Raw genomic sequence first — 17385 nt, 5'->3', positions numbered from 1 at the left:
GATTATGTCGTCTCACTACGAAGCACCCATTAGAAAACCTTTAGTTATAGGTGATAAATCTTATCACGACGTAACAGTAGATGTAGCTGCACCTGTTGAAGGTAGAGCGAACAAACAATGGTGGATTGTATTTTCAATCGCACTAGTCGCTTTCCTTTGGGGACTCGGCTGTATCATATACACCATATCTACTGGTATCGGTTCATGGGGATTAAATAAAACAGTTGGCTGGGCTTGGGATATCACGAACTTCGTTTGGTGGGTTGGTATCGGTCACGCAGGAACTCTGATTTCCGCAGTACTTTTATTATTCCGTCAAAAATGGAGAATGGCGATTAACCGTTCTGCAGAAGCAATGACCATTTTCTCGGTTGTTCAAGCAGGTTTGTTCCCGATTATCCACATGGGTCGTCCATGGTTAGGATACTGGGTATTGCCGATTCCAAACCAATTCGGATCCCTTTGGGTTAACTTTAACTCGCCGTTGCTTTGGGACGTATTTGCGATTTCTACGTATCTTTCCGTATCGCTAGTTTTCTGGTGGACAGGTTTGCTTCCGGATTTCGCAATGCTAAGAGATAGAGCAATCACTCCTTTTACAAAAAGAATTTATTCTATCTTGAGCTTCGGTTGGAGCGGAAGAGCAAAAGACTGGCAACGTTTCGAAGAAGTATCTTTGGTTCTTGCAGGTTTGGCAACGCCACTTGTACTTTCTGTACACACGATCGTATCTTTTGACTTCGCAACATCCGTAATTCCAGGATGGCATACAACAATCTTCCCTCCATACTTCGTTGCTGGAGCGGTATTCTCAGGATTCGCGATGGTAAACACCTTGCTGATCATCATGAGAAAAGTTTCTAACCTAGAAGCTTACATTACACTACAACATATCGAATTGATGAACATCGTAATCATGATTACAGGTTCTATCGTTGGTGTGGCTTATATCACTGAGTTGTTCGTTGCATGGTATTCAGGTGTTGAATACGAACAATATGCCTTCTTGAACAGAGCAACAGGTCCTTACGCTTGGGCTTACTGGGCGATGATGACTTGCAACGTGTTCTCTCCTCAGTTCATGTGGTTCAAAAAATTAAGAACAAGTATCATGTTCTCTTTCGTTATCTCGATTGTGGTAAACATCGGTATGTGGTTTGAGCGTTTCGTAATTATCGTAACATCATTGCACAGAGATTACCTTCCATCTTCTTGGACAATGTTCTCGCCAACCTTCGTTGATATTGGAATATTTGTCGGAACAATCGGTTTCTTCTTTGTATTATTCCTTCTATATGCTAGATCTTTCCCTGTGATTGCTCAAGCAGAGGTTAAAACAATCTTGAAATCTTCTGGAGAAAACTATAAAAAACAAAGAGAAGAAAATAAACATTCACACCATGAGTAATAAAGTTATATACGCTATTTATAATGATGATGATGTGCTTATGGATGCCGTTAAGAAAACACGTGCTGCTCATCACCATATTGAAGAAGTTTTCACGCCTTTTCCAGTTCACGGATTGGACAAAGCAATGGGAATAGCTCCAACTCGATTGGCAATCTGCGCCTTCTTATACGGATTAGTAGGTCTGTCTGTGGCAACAACAATGATGAACTACATCATGATTTCTGACTGGCCGCAAGATATCGGTGGAAAACCAAGTTTCAGCTACATCGAAAACATGCCAGCTTTCGTTCCGGTTATGTTCGAGATGACAGTATTCTTTGCTGCCCACTTAATGGTTATTACTTTCTACATGAGAAGTAAATTATGGCCATTCAAAAAAGCAGAAAATCCAGATGTTAGAACTACTGATGACCATTTCTTGATGGAAGTTGCAGTTCACGGAGACGAGAATGAATTAGTTACATTCTTTCAAAATACTGGAGCAGTAGAAGTTAAAGTAATAGAAAAGCATTAATAGGAGATATGAAAAGTTTATATAAAATAACACTTTTGGTAGGAATTGCGATAACGGCCGTTTCTTGTCACAACAAGAAAAAGCCAAATTATCAATACTTTCCTAATATGTATGAAGCAGTAGGTTATGAAACCTATTCTGAATCTAATGCTTTCAAAAACGGCAAAGAAGGACAGTTGCCTGCAAAAGGATCTATTCCAAGAGGCTTCGAACCTTATGAATATGAAAATACGACTGCTGGTTATGAATTGGCTAAGGCCAATTTGAAATCTCCTTTAGATTCTATTGCTAGAAATTCTGATAAAGGAGCAAAGCTTTTCGCAATTTATTGTGCAATCTGTCACGGTGAAAAAGGCGATGGAAAAGGAAATTTGGTGAAGAGAGAGAAATTCTTAGGAGTTCCTAGCTATGCCGATAGAGTTATCACTGAAGGTAGTATTTTTCACGTAGAAACTTACGGATTAAATGCAATGGGTTCTCATGCTAACCAACTTACTAAAGAAGAGCGTTGGATGGTTGCAGCTTATGTGATGAAACTAAAAAGCGAATTATAATTGTAGAACAAACTGATCTTAATAGATATGTACACATTTTCAAGCAAATTAAAAACTCTTTCTATTATCCTTATGGTGTTAGGTATCCTTGGGGTAGGATATAGTTTTTTAACTGCACCAAAAAATACAGCTGAAGTAGAGGAAATCCTTAAGAAAGAAGCAGAAGAGCACGGTGGGCATCATCAAGCGGCAGGCCATGAAACGCATGACGCGCATGCAGCTGCTACTGAGGTTCATGAAACTCCAGTTGCAACAGCTGAAGTAAAGCCTGAAGCTAGTATGGCAGATTCAGTGCACGTTGATACAATTTCAATTTCAAAAGATACAGCACATGCAGTTGCTGCAACTGAAGAACATCATTCAGATAAAGACCACGCTGCTGTTGCGGCTCACGGTCATGACAAAGCTGAAGGCGGACACGATGTGGCACATGCAGAGCATGCAAAACACGTAGAGCACGTTTTTCACCAATTAAAAAACAAGCCATGGGCAGCAGTTTTCGTTGCGGCATTGTTTTTCATGCTGATTTCATTGGGTGCTTTAGCATTCTATGCAATCCAGCAAGTAGCTCAAGCAGGCTGGTCTCCAGTTTTGTTTAGAGTAATGCAAGGAATCACGGCTTATTTGCCATGGGGTTCTATTATCGTATTTATTCTTTTAGCATTAGGGGCTTTCCACGTTCACCACTTATATGTTTGGATGGATGCTGACTTATTAGATCCTGCAAATCCAAAATACGATAAACTAATCGCTAACAAATCAGGTTATCTTAACGAATACTTCTGGTTAATCAGAGCAGCAGTTTTCATCATCGGATGGAACCTTTACAGATATTTCTCTAGAAAAAACTGTTTGGCTCAAGACGAAGCAAGCGACAATGCTTTCTACAAAAAGAACTTCAAGATGTCTGCGGCATTCTTAGTATTCTTTATCGTTACAGAATCAATCATGTCTTGGGACTGGATTATGTCTGTTGACCCTCACTGGTTCAGTACATTGTTCGGATGGTACGTTTTCGCAAGTTTCTTCGTAAGCGGTATCACAGTAATCGCAATGGTTACTTTGTACTTAAAATCAAGAGGATACTTAGAATATGTAAACACAAGCCACATCCACGACTTAGCGAAATTCATGTTCGGTATCAGTGTATTCTGGACGTACTTATGGTTCTCACAATTCATGTTGATCTGGTATGCAAATATCCCTGAAGAGGTAACATACTTCATCACAAGAATCGAGCAATATAACTTGCCTTTCTTCGGAATGGTTGCTATGAACTTCCTATTCCCAGTATTGATCTTGATCAACACAGATTTCAAACGTCTGACTTGGATTGTTGTTATGGCAGGTATCGTAATCTTGGCAGGTCACTATATTGATTTCTATAACATGATCATGCCGGCAACTGTTGGTGACCGTTGGTTCATCGGAGCAGGCGAAATCGGAGCGGTATTTTTCTTCCTTGGGTTATTTATCTTTGTAGTCTTTACAGCACTTACAAAATCACCTCTATTGGCGAAAAGAAATCCATTTATCGAAGAAAGTAAACATTTTCATTATTAATATTTAAAGAAAAAACAGATGACAAGTTTGTTGGTAATTATAGTTTTAGTTTTATTAGCTGTTGCAATTTGGCAATTAACTAAAATTTTCGATTTGACTCAAATTGGCGGTCTAAGTGATAACTCACAAGTTGCCAATGATAGAGACAATAATATTAATGGATATATGATGTTTGCCTTCTTAGGTTTCATATATGTTACAACAATTTATTGCATAATTGAGTTTGGACACTTCCCGTTAATGAGCAATTCGGCTTCAGAGCACGGACAAGATGTAGATAACTTGATGTGGATTTCGATGATTTTGATTTTCATAGTTCAATTCATTACTCAGGCTCTTTTGCACTACTTTGCATTCAAATACAGAGGAAAACAAGGAAAAAAAGCATTATACTTTGCTGATAACGATAAATTAGAGTTTATCTGGACTATCATCCCAGTAATCGTTTTGGCAGGTTTGATTTTATACGGACTATACGCTTGGACAAACATCATGTTTGTTGACGAAGACGAAGATGTAATTGTTGTGGAGCTTTATGCAAAACAATTCTCTTGGGAAGCTAGATATTCTGGTGAAGATAATGTGCTTGGAAAAGCAAACGTAAGATATATTGAAGGTGTAAATACTTTAGGTGTTGACGTTTCAGATCCAAATGCGCAAGATGATAAAGTAGTGAACGAGCTGCATTTGCCAAAAGGTAAGAAGATCTTGTTCAAGATGCGTTCTCAAGACGTATTGCACTCTGCTTATATGCCTCACTTTAGAGCGCAGATGAACTGTGTTCCAGGTATGGTGACTCAGTTTGCCTTCACGCCAAACAAGACTACAGTTGAAATGCGTCAGCATCCAGATATCGTTGAAAAAGTAGCGCACATCAATGAACTTAGAGCAAAGAAAAGCATTGATTTAGTGAAAAAAGGCGAGCCAGGATTGGATCCTTACAACTTTGATTTCCTTTTGCTTTGTAATAAAATTTGCGGACCTTCTCACTACAACATGCAGATGAAAATCGTTGTTGAAAGCGAAGCTGATTTCAAAAAATGGTTAAGCGACAAGCCAACATTGGTTTCTGCTGTAAAAGCTGAAAAAGAGCCTAAACCAGAAACAGTTGGGCCAACAGCGCCACTTGATACAACAAAAGCAGCAGCAGACACGACTAAAGTTGTAGCAGCCAATTAATAATAAGTATATCTTTTAAATAAAATTTAAATTATAATATATGTCAGCAGTAGGTCACGATAACGATCACGGACACGATCAGGAACACGAACACCACCATAAAGATACCTTTATCACGAAGTATATCTTTAGTATCGATCACAAGATGATTGCAAAACAGTATTTGATTACTGGTATTATCATGGGAGTTATCGGTGTGGGAATGTCAATGCTTTTCAGAATGCAATTGGCTTGGCCAGAAGAATCTTTTGGCGTGTTCAAATTTTTCCTTGGTGAAAAATTCGCTCCAGGAGGAGTTATGAGAAACGACGCATATCTTGCCTTGGTTACGATTCACGGAACGATCATGGTCTTCTTTGTTTTGACAGCCGGTTTGAGTGGTACGTTTAGTAACCTCTTGATTCCGTTGCAAATTGGAGCACGTGATATGGCTTCTGGATTTATGAATATGATATCGTACTGGTTATTCTTCCTTTCGAGTGTAATCATGGTTATTTCTCTTTTCGTTGAATCTGGACCAGCTTCTGCAGGATGGACAATCTATCCTCCGCTTTCAGCATTGCCGCAAGCAATCCCTGGATCAGGAACAGGTATGACACTTTGGTTGGTTTCTATGGCTATCTTCATCGCATCTTCTTTGATGGGATCATTGAACTACGTAGTAACCGTAATCAACTTGAGAACAAAAGGTATGTCTATGACAAGATTGCCGCTTACAATCTGGGCTTTCTTCATTACTGCTGTAATTGGTATCGTATCGTTCCCAGTATTATTATCTGCTGCATTATTATTGATTTTCGATAGAAGCTTCGGTACTTCTTTCTTCCTTTCTGATATCTATATCGCTGGAGAAGTATTGCACTACCAAGGTGGTTCGCCAGTATTGTTTGAGCACTTGTTCTGGTTCTTAGGTCACCCTGAGGTATATATCGTATTATTGCCAGCTCTTGGTATCACATCTGAAATTATTGCAACCAACTCTCGTAAGCCAATCTTTGGTTACAGAGCGATGATTGCCTCTATATTAGCAATTGCTTTCCTTTCGACTATCGTTTGGGGTCACCACATGTTTATCTCAGGAATGAACCCATTCTTAGGATCTGTGTTTACATTCACGACGTTGTTGATTGCGATTCCTTCTGCTGTAAAAGCATTTAACTACATCACGACACTTTGGAAAGGTAACCTGCAGATGAATCCTGCGATGCTTTTCTCTATCGGATTGGTTTCTACGTTCATCACAGGTGGTTTGACAGGTATCATCCTTGGGGATAGTACTTTGGACATCAACGTTCACGATACGTATTTCGTTGTAGCGCATTTCCACTTAGTAATGGGTATCTCTGCACTTTACGGAATGTTTGCCGGAATCTACCACTGGTTCCCAAGAATGTTCGGTAGAATGCTAAACAAAAACTTAGGATATATTCACTTCTGGGTAACTGCAATCTGTGCTTACGGAGTATTCTTCCCAATGCACTTTATCGGTATGGCAGGTCTTCCAAGACGTTACTATACTAATACTGCATTCCCGTTGTTTGATGACTTGCAAAACGTAAACGTTTTGATTACTGTTTTCGCTTTAGTAGGTGGAGCTTTCCAATTGGTTTTCCTTTGGAATTTCTTCTCAAGCATTTTCTACGGAAAAAGAGCGCCTCAAAACCCTTGGAGATCAAATACGTTGGAATGGACTGCACCAGTAGAACACATCCACGGAAACTGGCCAGGAGAACTTCCAGAAGTTCACAGATGGCCTTATGATTACAGCAAGCCAGGTTTTGATGATGACTTTGTTCCTCAAACCGTGCCGATGAAAGATGGCGAAGAAGAACTTCACCATTCATAAGCAATATAAAAAGACTATAAAAATCCGTTTCAAGCAATTGAAGCGGATTTTTTTTTGACGCCAACACCCGTATTCAGGACAATTCTAAAAAAAGAGTATTTTTTTCTGAAGTTTTGTCCAATTTTAAAATCTCGATTGTCATTACAGTATATAACAATTAAAACTTTACATAAAATGGAACAAAGAATCAACGTCCATGTAAAAGGACAAGACGCAATGAAAACGCTTTTCGGTATCGGAGCTTATCTGAAAAAATCTCCTGTAGAACTACAACTTTTAGAACTGGTGTACTTCAGAGTATCACAAATCAACGGCTGTGCCTATTGCCTAGACATGCATTCAAAAGATGCCCGTGCCAAAGGCGAAACAGAACAACGCTTATATGGTTTGAGTGCTTGGAGAGAAACACCCTACTACACAGAACGTGAAAGAGCTGCATTTGCTTGGGCAGAAGCGGTAACAAAATGTGAGGTGACAGATGCCGTGTATGCTGAGGCTGCTGCGCAATTTTCAGAGCAAGAATTCATCGACCTGACGCTGGCGATTACAACAATCAACACTTGGAACCGAATCAATATTGCATTCCCACACGGCGTAGGAACTTACAAAGTCGGTCAATTTGGGTGATTCCAAGTTAGAAACATTTATTACTTTTAAGAACCACAAAAAATAACAAGATGAACGAATTTGTATTAATTATCAGAAGAGATATGGTCAGCAAAGACGCTGTACCGTCCCCAGAGCAAATGCAAGCCGCTATCAAGCCTTTTCAAGACTGGATCGGAGGTATCGCTGCCCAAAACAAATTGGTAAGCCCTCCAAAGCGATGGGATGCTGACGGAAGAGTCGTAAAACAAGACAATCTAGTAACCAACGGACCTTATGCCGAAATAAAAGAATCCGTAGGAGGCTTGTTTCTTATTAGAGCCAAAGATTATGATGAAGCAGTCGAAATCGCGAAAGGATGTCCGATCTTAAAATGGGGAGCCACCGTAGAAGTACGAATGGCAATTCCGACAGAGTAATAGTAAAATAGATGGAAGATCAGCTCTTGTACAATTTATTCAGGACAGAGTACCGAAAGATAGTTTCGGTACTCTGTTATTTGTTTGGAATCAAGCATATCGAAATTGCTGAAGACATTGTCAGCGATACGTTTTTGGCAGCAACCGAAACCTGGAGCTTAAAAGGTATTCCAGAAAACCCGACCGCTTGGCTCTATACCGTTGCAAAAAATAAGACCAAAAACTACCTCAAGAGGGATGCTTTTTTCGACCAAAAGCTTTCGCCCGAAGTAAAGTATGCTTCTGAAAAGTCTGAAGAACTCGTTGTCGACCTTTCTGCCAAGAATATCAGCGACAGCCAGCTGGCCATGATTTTTGCCGTATGCAATCCTAATATCTCTGCAGAATCACAAGTAGCCTTGGCCTTGAACCTGCTCTGCGGTTTCGGAATTCAAGAAATTGCCGATGCGTTCCTGACCAATAAAGAAGTAATCTACAAAAGAATCAACAGGGCCAAAGAAAAGCTGAAAGCAGAGAACATCAAGATCGAACAGCCTACAGTAGCAGAAATTAACGAAAGACTAGAGCCGGTGCTGACGACCTTATATCTGTTGTTTTCTGAAGGTTATTATTCGACTTCCCAAAATACCATCTTGCGTAAAGACTTATGTGCCGAAGCAATGCGGCTGACTTTCCTTCTTATCGAAAACAAAACCACCAACAAGCCGTCCGTGAATGCGCTGCTTTCGCTGATGAGTTTCCATTCGTCTCGATTTGATGCACGGACTAACGAAAATGGCGAAACTATTTTATACGAAGACCAAGATGAAACCCGCTGGAACCAAGACCTAATCTTTCAAGGAGCCCATTTCCTAAACCAAGCTTCCACCGGAAACAGCGTAACAAAATACCATCTCGAAGCAGGCATCGCCTATTGGCATACGCAGAAAGAAGATACACTTGAAAAGTGGGACAACATCTTGCAACTATACAACAGCCTGCTTATTTTAGAATATTCGCCCATAGCCGCACTCAACCGAACCTTTGCGCTGGCAAAGGTGCACGGCAAGCAGCAAGCGATACAAGAAGCAGAAAAACTGCAGCTAACAGACAATCATTTTTATCATTCGCTCTTAGGCCATCTGCATACCGGTCTTGATAACAAGAAAGCAATGGCCCATTTTCAAAATGCATTGAAATTGGCCATCTCGGAAGCAGATAAAGCAACAATAGCTAAAAGTATTGATCGATTTAAAGTATAGTGTGTAGTAGCAAGTTAATTTTTAGGTGTTTTTTTCTTTCCCCAAGCGATAACCTGTACGCCTTTAGAATAATTAGCTAAATCAGGTTTTCTTCCAATCAGTTTTTCGAATCTCGGATAAGATAATGTGATGTTTTCAATCACTGACTCATTCATAGGCCATTCATGATGATGAATTTCATATTCGTTGATGTAGCCTCCGGCGTTTTGAAAAAGAGCATACCGTTCTGTCAGCCATCGATCTAGATCTGTTTTGTAGAGAGGCTTTCCTATTTTAAACAAGATGTCTAATTCATCACCAAATTCGCTATTCATAGAACGGTAAAATTCCTTTTCTCGTTTTATTTTTGAATAGCGATAAGGAAGCCTAGAGATAAGCTTTGCTACTTTACAAGATAAGATTTTCCCGCCTTCCATACTGAGAAAATAAACTCCCGATTTGTCTTTTGTCTTGATATATGTGCGAACATTGATTTCTAAAAAGTTTGAAATTGGCGTAAAAGCAGGCATATATCTGGGGCGAATTTCTTCCATTGCAAAAGCAACTATAGAAACCCAAGGCTTGCCTTCAAACAAATCGATTTCCAATTCTTTTGGCACAAACCTTTTTAGCTCTTCTAAATCTACTTGCCAATGTAAAAATAAAACATCATTCCATTCTTGATAAAATCGCCAGCCGCCTTTTGGAATTTCCCAAGGCCGATGCGAAGTCTGTTCTAAAATTTCCTTTAGTTTCATCCCAGATTAATCTTCTTCCCTCTTTGGCTTTGTAAAATAATAAACAGGAATCCCTGCCAGCATAATCAATACGCCCCAGCCGCAAGTCTCAAACCTCGTAATCAAAAGCGAAATACATAAAGCAGAAGCCGCGATGATATAAAGCATCGGCAAGAACGGATAGCCAAAAGCTTTATAAGGCCTTTCGGCATCCGGCATTTTCTTTCTAAGAATAAAGATTCCGTAAATCGTCAAGATATAAAAGATGATGACGATAATCATCACGAAGTCTAATAAAGCGCCATATTTTCCTGTCAAGCATAAAGCCGAAGCCCAAATGCATTGCGCCCATAAAGCCCAAGCCGGAACACTGGCCGTATTCAAGACAGCTGCTTTCTTGAAAAACAATCCGTCTTTTGCCATTGTATAATAAACCCTTGCGCCGGCCATAATCAAGCCGTTATTACAGGCGAAAGTCGAAATCATAATCATGATCGCGATAATCAAAGTGCCGATGTTTCCAAAAATATAAGTAGAAGCCACTACCGCAACCCTGTCCGACTTAGCAAAAGCAATCTCTTCAAACGGAACCACGGCAAGATACATCAGGTTGGCCAAGATATACAGAATCGTCACGATAAAAGTGCCCAAGAACAAACTCAATCCTACATTGCGTTTCGGATTTTTCATCTCTCCCGCAATAAACGTCACGCCGTTCCAAGCATCGCTCGAAAACAAAGAACCCACCATTGCGGCCGAAATTCCAGTAATCAAGGCAGTACCGCTGATCGGCAGCCAAGAACCCGATTTTGCATCAAATGATTTCGTATTCCAAGCATCCGCCCAGTTCGCGTTCCAGATATCTGCTTTGGCAGCAAGCAACAGTCCAAAGACAACCAGCCCCAGCAAAGATAAGATTTTGATAATGGTCAAGACAGTCTGCAACGTCTTGCTGTTTTTTACGCCTCGGCTGTTGATGTACGTCAGAATAATAATAGTAATGATAGAAACAATCTGTGCCGCATTCAATTGAAAGGAACCGATAGAGAACAAGATATTCTCATCGCTTAAAGGCTCATACAGATATGCTGCAAATTTAGAAAAGGCAACACCGACGGCCGCAATGGTACCCGTCTGGATTACCGCAAAGAAACTCCAGCCATATAAAAACGCAATCAACTTGTTGTAAGCCTCTTTTAAGTAGACATATTGTCCGCCCGCTTTAGGAAACATCGAGCTCAACTCTCCGTAGCTTACGGCGGCGATGACGGTTATCAATCCAGAAATGACCCAGATCAAGGTCAGCCATCCGGCCGAACCTACCTGTCTGGCGATATCTGCACTTACGATAAAGATTCCCGAACCGATCATCGAACCAACGACCAGCATGGTTCCATCCAATAATCCTAATTCTCGTTTTAAATGATTGTCTTCTTGCGGGTTTTCCATATAAAAGTTTAAGGTTAGCTTGTTAATTTCTGTTAAAGATATTAAAAAATCCTTATTTTGATAGAAGTCATTTTTTGTGTACCTTTCCTCATACCTATAAACTTAAAATTTTTACCATGAGCGATAAATATGCTGCTATAGAATTAGTGAAAAATCCAGACAAAAGAAGATTTGAGATGGAAGTCGAAAATCATACCGCCTTTATTGAATACATCATCAACAAAGACAACATCATGTACCTTACCCATACCGAAGTCCCAAAATCTTTAGAAGGCAAGGGAGTAGGAGGAAGCATGGTCGAAAAAGCCCTGAACTATATCAAAGACAACGGCTATACTTTAGCACCCCTTTGTCCGTTTGTAGCCGCTTACCTAAAAAGACATCCAGAATGGCAATCTATTTTAGCCAAAGGCTATAATGTCGGCTAATTAGCAAATTCTCAAATCAACATTTTCTCTATCTTTGCCAGATGAATACAAATCTAGATCCAACAAACAGCAACTACAATCCCGAAGAACTTGATTTAGAGAAAAAATTAAGGCCGCTCTCCTTTGATGATTTCACAGGACAGGAACAGGTATTGGAAAACCTGAAAGTATTTGTACAGGCCGCCAATCTTAGAAGCGAAGCACTTGACCATACACTTTTTCACGGGCCTCCGGGTTTGGGAAAAACTACATTGGCGAATATCTTGGCCAATGAATTAGGCGTCGGCATCAAGATTACGTCAGGCCCTGTGTTGGACAAGCCGGGCGACTTGGCAGGATTGCTTACCAATCTAGAAGAACGCGATGTGCTTTTTATTGATGAGATTCACCGTCTGAGCCCGATTGTGGAAGAATATCTCTATTCGGCAATGGAAGATTTCAAGATTGACATCATGATTGAGTCAGGTCCGAATGCAAGAACCGTTCAATTGAATCTGAATCCGTTTACACTTGTCGGAGCTACAACACGTTCCGGATTGCTAACCGCACCGATGCGTGCCCGTTTCGGAATCCAAAGCCGACTGCAATATTATACGACAGAACTTCTGACCGCCATTGTCGAAAGAAGCTCGGCCATTCTAAAGATGCCGATTACCATGGAAGCCGCCATCGAAATTGCGGGCCGTAGCCGAGGTACTCCGCGTATTGCCAACGCATTACTGCGTAGGGTCCGAGATTTTGCACAGATCAAAGGCAACGGAAAAATTGATATCGAAATAGCTCGCTTTTCCTTAAAAGCATTGCATGTCGATGCCCATGGCCTTGACGAAATGGACAATAAAATCCTGACGACCATTATTGATAAATTCAAAGGAGGTCCGGTTGGACTGTCTACTTTGGCAACTGCTGTTTCCGAAAGCGGCGAAACCATAGAAGAAGTATACGAGCCGTTCTTGATCCAAGAAGGTTTTATCATGAGGACGCCGAGAGGAAGAGAAGTAACGGAGAAAGCCTATAAGCATTTAGGGAAAATCAGGACGAATATTCAAGGAGGACTTTTTTAATTTAAGATTTGAGATTTTTGATTTATGCTGAAGTTGATGATGTAAAAAGATTGCATTTTTAGAGAATACGATTGAAATATAAGCCATTTAAAAAGAATATACATGACCTCGGAAGAATTAAAAACAAGAACAAAGAAATTTTCTTTGCGGATAATTGATGTGGTAGAAAAATTACCAAATTCAATATCAGGAAGAACTGTTGCTAACCAGATTGTCAGAAGCGGTACTTCGGTTGGAGCCAATTGAGCTGTTTGCAGGGCAAGAAGCGATAGGGAGTTTATTTCTAAAATGGCTATAGTTATTGAAGAAGCCGACGAAACGTTATTTTGGCTGGAAATCATGCAAGAGAAAAAATGGATGGATGACTCCGAACTAAATGTACTCTGGAAAGAAGGCAACGAACTAACCGCAATCTTCGTCAGCACAATAAAAAAGATAAAATCCCGTCTAAACGAATGATAATCATAAATCTAAAATCATAAATCCTAAATCAAAATACACGCAATTCATAAAATCCGAAGCCCAGCGCCTCGGATTTATTTCTTGTGGTATATCTCAAGCTGGATTTCTTGAAGAAGAAGCACCTCGTTTGGAAACTTGGCTCAAAAACAATGCACACGGTCAAATGTCGTATATGGAAAACCATTTTGACAAAAGACTTGATCCCACATTATTAGTAGATGATTCCAAAAGCGTGATTTCCCTATTGCTCAATTATTATCCAGAGCAGACCCAAGTTTCTGACACCTATAAAATCTCCAAATACGCTTACGGACAAGACTATCATTTTGTCATCAAAGAAAAACTAAAAGAATTTCTCTTTTCCATCCAAGAAAACATAGGCGAAGTTTCAGGACGTGCCTTCGTCGATTCGGCACCCGTTCTAGATAAGGCGTGGGCAGCCAAAAGCGGCTTGGGTTGGATCGGAAAAAACAGCAATCTGCTGAGCAAACAGGTCGGTTCCTTTTTCTTTATTGCCGAATTGATTGTCGACTTAGAACTAGAATACGACACTGCCGTAACCGACCATTGCGGTTCCTGTACCAAATGTATCGATGCCTGCCCCACCGAAGCCATCGTAGCACCCTATGTCGTAGACGGAAGCAAGTGCATATCCTATTTTACTATAGAACTAAAAGAAAACATTCCCCAAGAGATGAAAGGGAAATTTGACGACTGGGCTTTCGGCTGTGATGTCTGCCAAGACGTCTGTCCGTGGAACCGATTTTCAAAACCGCACAGCGAACCCCTGTTTAATCCGAATCCGGAATTGCTTTCCATGACCAAAAAAGACTGGGAAGAAATCACAGAAGATACGTTTCGTGCCGTTTTTAAAAACTCTGCTGTCAAACGCACTAAATACGATGGCTTGAAACGCAATATTGATTTCTTGAAATAAACGTTATTATACTAATTCGTATAACCAAAAAATAAGTCATGAAAGCATTCTTTTTGATCCTAACCATCTTCTTTGCCCATATTGCAGTTTCGCAAGACAATACCTATAGATTGAATAAAAAACTGGAAATCAGCTTTATCAGGCTTGAAATCAATCGTAGTAACTTATATCCCAATAAAGAAAAAAGACTGACGGAAGTCGTATTCTATAAGATAAACGATACGATTAGTTACGTACATAGACACTATACAGTAAACAATGAAACCAACGATGAAGAGTCGTCAATTCCCAGTTCAGTTTTCGATAGGTTTGTAAGCAAGCTAAAACTCTTGGATGCTGAAAGACTAAATCATACCAATTTCAATGTAACGGATGGCATAAATTATAATCTAGAATTTGGAGACAATACCTATTCGATCCATATAAGAACAAATGATCCTGAAGAAGAATATTTGAAATCCTTCCTAGAGATGTACTGGTTTAAAAACCAATAAGATGCTTAGGTCATTTGGTATTTTGTACGAACAATGCAATAGAAAAGGCCTTCCTGTTTTTATTTCTTACTCGCAATCCAAGCGTTGATTTTATCCTCCAAAACCTTTAAAGGAAGACAGCCCGAATCTAACACCTGATTGTGGAATTCTTTGATAGAGAATGCAGCACCCAATTCTTTTTCCGCCTTCGCTCGCAATTCTCTAATCTTCAATTGTCCGATTTTATACGACAAGGCTTGGCCCGGTATTGCCATATAACGCTCGATCTCTGCCACAATACTTTCGGCAGGTTCCGCTTCGTTTTCCATAGAGTATTGTATCGCCTGTTCGCGTGTCCAGCCTTTGGTGTGCATGCCCGTATCTACGACAAGGCGGATGGCGCGGTGCATCTCGGCGCTCAGCATCCCAAAATATTGGTAAGGATCTTGGTACAAGCCCAATTCTTTTCCAAGCGATTCGGTATACAACGCCCAGCCTTCGCCATAGGCATTAAACCAGATGGTTTTCCTGAATTCCGGCAGGCTTGTGTTTTCCTGCTGTAAAGAAATCTGATAATGATGCCCCGGAATCGCTTCGTGCAGGAACAAATCCTCATCGGCATAGAAATTATATTTTTTTACATCCGGAATCGGCACATAAAAAACGCCCGGCCTTGTTCCGTCAACAGAACCCGGATTGTATTCGGCACTGGCCGAGTTTTCGCGGAAAGCTTCCGTTCTTTTTACGACAAAAGGCGTTTTAGGTTTTAGGTCGAAAAGCTTTTCCAAGTTCGGCTTCATCTTTTCGTGTATCGCATTAAAGTTGTCGATCACCTGCTGCGGCTGCGTAAACGGCATCAGCTCTTTTTTCTCGCGGACATAATTGAAGAAGTCTTTCAGCGGTCCTTTAAATCCTACCTGATTTTTGACTTTTTCCATTTCAGCCGAAATTCGCGCTACTTCGCTCAATCCTAATTTATGGATTTCATCGGCAGTCAAGTCGGTGGTCGTATAACGTTTGATCAAATGCTTGTAATACGCATCGCCTTGCGGGATAGCAGCAATACCGCTTGTCGTTCTGCTTTTTGCCAGATAATCAGTGCTGACATACGCATAAAGGTTTTTAAGCGACGGCACCAGTTTTTCGGCAATCAACTGCGTGTAGTTGTCAGTAATTGTCTTTTTCTCTGCTTCGGTAAATGTTTTCGGAAAAGCATTCAGCGGCGCATAAAAGATATGCGTCTTGTCCTCTTTAGCCAGATCCTTCAACTGCGGGATTACTTTTAGCGTCAGCGCTTTCGGCAGTACATATCCTTTTGAAACGCCTTCCTTCATTTTTGCCTCGGCCGTAATCACCCAGTCATTAAAGCCCTTTAGTCGTTCCAGCCAATTATTATAATCTTCCACCGTCTTAAAAGGCTGGGCACTCGAACCGCTGGCATATTGGCCGATGGTTAACGGAATGCCTTCAAACTGGTTGATCGGCATCAGGTCTTTTCTAAAAGTCAAGGCTTCTAGATTCACATCACATTCCCACGCCAAGATGGCTTTGCTCAACTTGTCGTTTTCAGACAAATCTGCCTCATCAAATGCTGCGATTTCCTCTTTGTATTTCGTGAAAAAGGCTTTCACCTTCGCCAGATAATCGTCGCTGATATCATTCGGAAGCAAATTGTTGTAGCGGTTGTCGCCCGCACTCGTCGCTTCCAAAGGAAAAAGCTTTAGCCTTTCCTGATAATAATTTTCTACTACTGTTTTCAATTTTTCATCTTCTTTTTTAGAAGCTTCCCCCTTTTCTTTCTGGCAAGACTGGAGGCTGGAAGCAAGGACACATAATACTAAAAGCAGTTTTTTCATAATGATAACGAATTTGTGGACGATCGGCAAAGGCCTATTCTAGACACAATGTTAGAAAATATTAATCATAATTCCTAGATAAGACGTCTATATCTGATGCTTGTACTGTAGCAGTCGCTCGGGTCTTTAATAACAATCCGTCGGTATAGTGCTATATAGGACGGGTGCTATAGGATATCTTGCAGATGGAGTACTGCAACAACTTCTTTCGGCATGACATCACTCCGGTTCAGCATGATATCACTCCGGTTCAGCATGGTATTTTACCAAATGCTGTATAGCACCAGCATCATGCTATATAGCATCGCACTGACTCCGTATAGCATTTTATAGAATACTGTACGGAATGTAGCCGTTATCATACGGTATCCTACTAAATGCTATACAGAACCCCGCTGATGTTGTATGCATTGGATAAGATGCTATAGTGCACCGCATCGGTTCCAGGCAGGGTTTTTCGCTTTTTCATGCCCATCTTCCCGTAAAAAGCATAAAGAGACAGGCCGCTTTTCGGAAAGCAAGTAAGGGCTGCTGTCAAACAAAAGTCTTTTTGAAGCCGCTATAGTTTTATAAAAAAAATCCTAATAAGCAGGAACAATAAACTTTATAAAAGAATAGCATTAAAAGTTTCTCAGTTTCATTCAGACTTTTACCTTTGTAAGTCCGA

The 17385-nt window shown here is 40.5% G+C and carries 17 protein-coding genes and 1 pseudogene; 14 read left to right on the top strand and 4 right to left on the bottom strand.

Features of this window, described 5'->3' with window-relative positions:
* The first annotated feature begins 4 nt into the window (after positions 1–4).
* The 9 genes from nrfD (at position 5) to OLM56_RS01525 (ending at position 9333) form a co-directional block, all read left to right on the top strand.
* Positions 5–1408, top strand: coding sequence for an NrfD/PsrC family molybdoenzyme membrane anchor subunit (gene nrfD, locus OLM56_RS01565; RefSeq protein ID WP_121375311.1), 1404 nt, complete (start codon positions 5–7; stop codon positions 1406–1408).
* Positions 1401–1925, top strand: coding sequence for a DUF3341 domain-containing protein (locus tag OLM56_RS01560; protein WP_121375310.1), 525 nt, complete (start codon positions 1401–1403; stop codon positions 1923–1925). The genes nrfD and OLM56_RS01560 overlap by 8 nt, the downstream gene beginning before the upstream one ends.
* 8 nt (positions 1926–1933) lie before the next feature.
* Complete coding sequence (locus OLM56_RS01555) at positions 1934–2479, top strand: c-type cytochrome (protein WP_264528088.1); 546 nt, start codon at positions 1934–1936, stop codon at positions 2477–2479.
* Between the two features lie 27 nt (positions 2480–2506).
* Positions 2507–4042: a quinol:cytochrome C oxidoreductase gene (locus OLM56_RS01550; RefSeq protein WP_264528087.1), complete on the top strand. Its 1536-nt coding sequence runs from the start codon at positions 2507–2509 to the stop codon at positions 4040–4042.
* 18 nt (positions 4043–4060) lie between these two features.
* Entirely contained in the window at positions 4061–5221 is a 1161-nt protein-coding gene (locus OLM56_RS01545; RefSeq protein ID WP_264528086.1) for a cytochrome c oxidase subunit II, read from the top strand.
* A gap of 40 nt (positions 5222–5261) precedes the next feature.
* Complete coding sequence (locus OLM56_RS01540) at positions 5262–7067, top strand: cbb3-type cytochrome c oxidase subunit I (RefSeq protein ID WP_121375306.1); 1806 nt, start codon at positions 5262–5264, stop codon at positions 7065–7067.
* A gap of 174 nt (positions 7068–7241) precedes the next feature.
* A complete protein-coding gene (locus OLM56_RS01535) occupies positions 7242–7694 on the top strand; it encodes a carboxymuconolactone decarboxylase family protein (protein WP_264528085.1) in 453 nt (150 codons plus the stop codon).
* Positions 7695–7744: 50 nt separating this feature from the next.
* Positions 7745–8092, top strand: a complete 348-nt coding sequence (locus OLM56_RS01530; protein WP_121375304.1) for a YciI family protein — start codon at positions 7745–7747, stop codon at positions 8090–8092.
* An 11-nt stretch (positions 8093–8103) separates the two neighbouring features.
* Entirely contained in the window at positions 8104–9333 is a 1230-nt protein-coding gene (locus OLM56_RS01525) for an RNA polymerase sigma factor (protein WP_264528084.1), read from the top strand.
* 14 nt (positions 9334–9347) lie between these two features.
* On the opposite strand, the gene OLM56_RS01520 is transcribed toward OLM56_RS01525, so the two are convergent.
* Both OLM56_RS01520 and OLM56_RS01515 read right to left on the bottom strand, forming a co-directional pair.
* Positions 9348–10070, bottom strand: coding sequence for a YqjF family protein (locus tag OLM56_RS01520; RefSeq protein ID WP_264528083.1), 723 nt, complete (start codon positions 10068–10070; stop codon positions 9348–9350).
* A 6-nt stretch (positions 10071–10076) separates the two neighbouring features.
* Positions 10077–11498 carry an APC family permease gene (locus OLM56_RS01515; RefSeq protein ID WP_264528082.1) on the bottom strand — a complete coding sequence of 474 codons (1422 nt, stop codon included), beginning with the start codon at positions 11496–11498 and terminating at the stop codon, positions 10077–10079.
* 116 nt (positions 11499–11614) lie between these two features.
* Here OLM56_RS01515 and OLM56_RS01510 point away from each other — a divergent pair, with 116 nt between their 5' ends.
* The 5 genes and pseudogenes from OLM56_RS01510 (at position 11615) to OLM56_RS01490 (ending at position 14883) form a co-directional block, all read left to right on the top strand.
* On the top strand, positions 11615–11926 hold the full coding sequence (locus OLM56_RS01510; protein ID WP_121375300.1) for a GNAT family N-acetyltransferase: 312 nt from the start codon (positions 11615–11617) through the stop codon (positions 11924–11926).
* 41 nt (positions 11927–11967) lie between these two features.
* Positions 11968–12990 (top strand): Holliday junction branch migration DNA helicase RuvB, encoded by a 1023-nt coding sequence (ruvB, locus tag OLM56_RS01505; RefSeq protein WP_121375299.1) that lies wholly within the window; start codon positions 11968–11970, stop codon positions 12988–12990.
* A gap of 102 nt (positions 12991–13092) precedes the next feature.
* Positions 13093–13449, top strand: a pseudogene (locus tag OLM56_RS01500) (four helix bundle protein).
* A gap of 16 nt (positions 13450–13465) precedes the next feature.
* A complete protein-coding gene (gene queG, locus OLM56_RS01495) occupies positions 13466–14389 on the top strand; it encodes a tRNA epoxyqueuosine(34) reductase QueG (RefSeq protein ID WP_264529033.1) in 924 nt (307 codons plus the stop codon).
* Positions 14390–14427: 38 nt separating this feature from the next.
* Positions 14428–14883 (top strand): hypothetical protein, encoded by a 456-nt coding sequence (locus OLM56_RS01490; protein ID WP_264528081.1) that lies wholly within the window; start codon positions 14428–14430, stop codon positions 14881–14883.
* Between the two features lie 59 nt (positions 14884–14942).
* On the opposite strand, the gene OLM56_RS01485 is transcribed toward OLM56_RS01490, so the two are convergent.
* Together OLM56_RS01485 and OLM56_RS01480 are read right to left on the bottom strand one after the other, a co-directional pair.
* Entirely contained in the window at positions 14943–16718 is a 1776-nt protein-coding gene (locus OLM56_RS01485; protein ID WP_264528080.1) for a DUF885 domain-containing protein, read from the bottom strand.
* A gap of 373 nt (positions 16719–17091) precedes the next feature.
* The gene (locus tag OLM56_RS01480) at positions 17092–17256 is read right to left on the bottom strand and encodes a hypothetical protein (RefSeq protein WP_264528079.1); all 165 of its coding nucleotides are present in this window, start codon (positions 17254–17256) and stop codon (positions 17092–17094) included.
* Positions 17257–17385 lie beyond the last annotated feature (129 nt).

It is taken from the genome of Flavobacterium sp. N2550, assembly GCF_025947265.1.
Classification (GTDB): Bacteria; Bacteroidota; Bacteroidia; order Flavobacteriales; family Flavobacteriaceae; genus Flavobacterium; species Flavobacterium endophyticum.
The sequence above is the reverse complement of the archived record's forward strand: the minus strand, read 5'-3'. Positions and strand labels throughout refer to the sequence as shown.